The sequence below is a fragment of the Pseudomonas sp. 05N434 genome, from assembly GCF_056396965.1.
In genome coordinates this window covers 1-3596 of record NZ_JBFTMK010000520.1, presented here as the reverse complement: position 1 = coordinate 3596, position 3596 = coordinate 1, and the positions used below count along the sequence as shown (strand labels likewise).

At 60.2% G+C, this 3596-nt stretch carries 5 protein-coding genes; 4 read left to right on the top strand and 1 reads right to left on the bottom strand.

All coding sequences use genetic code 11. The features are described from left to right. The 4 genes from AC1DLB_RS24885 to AC1DLB_RS24870 form a co-directional block, all read left to right on the top strand. Positions 1–353 (top strand): anthranilate synthase component II (locus tag AC1DLB_RS24885; RefSeq protein WP_477785828.1); only part of this gene is annotated, 353 nt, incomplete at its 5' end. 9 nt (positions 354–362) lie between these two features. Then, positions 363–1412 carry an anthranilate phosphoribosyltransferase gene (gene trpD, locus AC1DLB_RS24880; protein ID WP_018928870.1) on the top strand — a complete coding sequence of 350 codons (1050 nt, stop codon included), beginning with the start codon at positions 363–365 and terminating at the stop codon, positions 1410–1412. Beyond that, the gene (gene trpC / locus AC1DLB_RS24875) at positions 1409–2245 is read left to right on the top strand and encodes an indole-3-glycerol phosphate synthase TrpC (RefSeq protein ID WP_477785827.1); all 837 of its coding nucleotides are present in this window, start codon (positions 1409–1411) and stop codon (positions 2243–2245) included. Before trpD ends, trpC begins: the two co-directional genes overlap by 4 nt. Positions 2246–2343: 98 nt before the next feature. Further along, positions 2344–3045, top strand: a complete 702-nt coding sequence (locus AC1DLB_RS24870) for a lipoate--protein ligase family protein (protein WP_064620739.1) — start codon at positions 2344–2346, stop codon at positions 3043–3045. Positions 3046–3071: 26 nt separating this feature from the next. Here AC1DLB_RS24870 and crp read toward each other — a convergent pair. Further along, on the bottom strand, positions 3072–3596 hold a 525-nt coding region (gene crp, locus AC1DLB_RS24865), incomplete at its 5' end, for a cAMP-activated global transcriptional regulator CRP (RefSeq protein WP_477785826.1).

Genomic DNA, 3596 nt, shown 5'->3' with positions numbered 1-3596 from the left:
GGCACCAATCCATCGGCCAGGCGTTTGGCGGCGAGGTGGTCCGTGCCCGTCAGGTCATGCACGGAAAGACCAGCCCGGTATTTCACGAGGACAAGGGCGTATTCGAAGGTCTGAATCGCCCGTTGACGGTCACCCGCTACCATTCGCTGATCGTCAAGCGCGAAACCCTGCCCGATTGCCTGGAGCTGACTGCCTGGACCCAGCTCGAAGACGGCTCGGTGGATGAGATCATGGGCCTGCGTCACAAGACGCTGAACATCGAGGGTGTGCAATTCCACCCCGAGTCTATCCTCACCGAACAGGGGCACGAGCTGTTCGCCAACTTCCTCAAACAAACTGGCGGCACGCGCTAAGGACTTTCCATGGATATCAAGACAGCCCTGAGCCGTATCGTCGGCCACCTCGACCTCAGTACCGATGAAATGCGTGATGTCATGCGCGAAATCATGACCGGGCAATGCACGGACGCACAGATTGGTGCGTTCATGATGGCCATGCGCATGAAGAGCGAAAGCATCGACGAGATCGTCGGCGCCGTGACGGCGATGCGCGAGTTGGCGGACAAGGTCGAACTCAACACCCTCGACGGCGTGGTCGATGTGGTCGGCACCGGCGGCGACGGGGCCAATATCTTCAACGTCTCGACTGCTTCCTCATTCGTGGTCGCAGCGGCTGGTTGCACCGTGGCCAAGCACGGTAACCGTGCAGTGTCGGGCAAAAGCGGCAGCGCCGATTTGCTGGAAGCAGCCGGTATCTACCTGAACCTGACCCCGGTTCAGGTTGCACGCTGCATCGACAACGTCGGTATCGGTTTCATGTTTGCCCAGACTCATCACAGCGCCATGAAGCACGCCGCCGGTCCGCGCCGCGAGCTGGGCTTGCGCACCTTGTTCAACATGCTCGGCCCGCTTACGAATCCGGCCGGTGTGAAACACCAGGTGGTGGGTGTGTTCAGTCAGGCGTTGTGCCGGCCATTGGCCGAAGTCTTGCAGCGCTTGGGCAGTAAGCACGTGCTGGTGGTGCACTCCAAGGATGGCCTGGACGAGTTCAGCCTGGCGGCCCCGACCTTTGTCGCGGAGTTGAAGAATGACCAGATCACCGAGTATTGGGTCGAGCCCGAAGATCTGGGGATGAAGAGCCAGAGCCTGCACGGTCTGTCGGTGGAAAGCCCGGCGGCTTCCCTGGAACTGATTCGCGATGCCTTGGGCAAGCGCAAGACCGAGAACGGTCAGAAAGCCGCCGAGATGATCGTGCTCAATGCCGGCGCCGCGCTGTACGCCGCCGACCATGCCAGCAGTTTGAAAGAAGGCGTTGCCCTGGCGCACGATGCGCTGCACACAGGCCTCGCTCGGGAAAAACTTGAGGAGTTGGGTGCATTTACCGCGGTATTCAAAGTGGAGAATGAGGGATGAGTGTACCGACGGTTCTGGAAAAAATTCTGGCCCGCAAAGTCCAGGAAGTCGCCGAGCGTAGCGCTCGTGTGAGCCTGGCAGAGCTGGAAAACCTGGCCAAGGCGGCCGATGCACCCCGTGGTTTCGCCAAGGCATTGATCGATCAGGCCAAGAAGAAACAGCCGGCGGTGATTGCTGAAATCAAGAAAGCTTCGCCAAGCAAGGGCGTGATTCGCGAGAACTTCGTGCCTGCGGACATTGCCAGGAGTTACGAGAAGGGCGGGGCTACTTGCCTGTCGGTGCTCACCGACATCGACTACTTCCAGGGTGCGGATGCGTATCTGCAACAAGCCCGGGCGGCGTGCAAGCTGCCGGTGATCCGCAAAGACTTCATGATCGATCCGTACCAGATCATCGAGTCCCGCGCCCTGGGCGCTGATTGCGTGCTGTTGATCGTCTCCGCACTGGATGACGTGAAAATGGCCGAGCTGGCGGCCGTGGCCAAAAGTGTCGGCCTCGATGTGCTGGTGGAAGTCCACGATGGCGACGAGCTGGAGCGGGCCTTGAAAACCCTCGACACGCCGCTGGTGGGCGTGAACAACCGCAACCTGCACACCTTCGAGGTCAGCCTGGAAACCACCCTCGACTTGTTGCCGCGTATTCCGCGTRATCGTCTGGTGGTCACCGAGAGTGGCATTCTTAACCGCGCCGATGTCGAGCTGATGGAAATCAGCGACGTGTATGCGTTCCTGGTCGGCGAAGCGTTCATGCGCGCCGAAAGCCCGGGTACTGAACTGCAGCGCCTGTTCTTTCCTGAGCGCGGTGTTCCAGTGAGCGGCTCTACGCTCGACTGAACACATTTTCGCAGGCAACCCGATCCCCTGTGGGAGCGGGTTTGCCCGCGAGTAGGTCATCAAGCCCCCCAAAGACTTCATGTCTTACGGAGTCGTCCATGTCCCAGCCAACCTCTCTGACCATCGAAGCCGGCCTGCTCGCCGAACAGGACCTGTTGGCCCATGTGTGCACCGGTGATTCGGAGTTCGGCTTGCTGTTCTGGCAACCCACAGACCAGGCATTGGTCATGCCGCGCCGCTTGAATCGCTTGCCGGGTTTCGAGGCAGCGTGCGAGATATCAGCCGCTGCCGGTTGGCCGGTACTGCTGCGCGAAACCGGCGGCGAGCCGGTGCCGCAATCGGCATCGACCCTCAACATCGCGCTGGTCTACGCGCCACCGCGTAGCGAGGGCGACCAGAACCGGATCGAAACCGCCTATCGCCGACTCTGTGACCCGATTTGCCAGCTGCTTGACGAGTTGGGTGGTGTGTCGTCCCTGGGCGAAATTGAAGGCGCGTTCTGCGATGGCCGTTTCAACGTCAACCTCGATGGTCGCAAGATGGTCGGTACCGCTCAGCGCTGGCGGCAGAGCAAGGGCGGTCAGCGTCCGGTCGGGCTGGTGCACGGGGCGATGCTGATCGATAACGAGCGAGAGTCAATGGTCGCGGCGGTCAATCGTTTCAACGAAGCCTGCGGTCTGGAACAGCGGGTTCGCGCAGAAAGCCACATTGCCCTGCATGAAAAATTTGCCGCTCCTGATGCACTGGAACGGCTCGATGCGTTGTATCGCCAAATACTGGCAGAAGTGCTCGGGGCTTAAGTGTTCCAGGCTTCGGTTTTCAGAGCCTAGCGCGTACCGAAGACCACCATGGTCTTGCCTTTGACGTCGACCAGGTTGCGTTCTTCCAGATCCTTGAGCACGCGGCCGACCATCTCACGGGAACAACCGACAATCCGGCCGATCTCCTGGCGGGTCACCTTGATCTGCATGCCATCCGGGTGGGTCATGGCGTCTGGCTGCTTGCACAGCTCCAGCAGGCAGCGCGCCACGCGGCCGGTCACGTCGAAGAATGCAAGGTCGCCGACCTTGCGCGTGGTATTGCGCAGGCGTTGTGCGATTTGTCCGCTGAGCACGTAAAGAATGTCTGGATCCTGTTGAGACAACTCGCGGAATTTCGCGTAGCTGATTTCCGCGACTTCGCATTCGACTTTGGCGCGAACCCAGGCGCTGCGCTCCTGTTCCAGTCCTGCTTGCTCGAACAGACCCAGTTCACCGAAGAAGTCGCCGGAGTTGAGGTAGGCAATGATCATTTCACGGCCGTCGTCATCCTCGATCAGGATGGTCACCGAACCCTTGATGATGAAGAACAA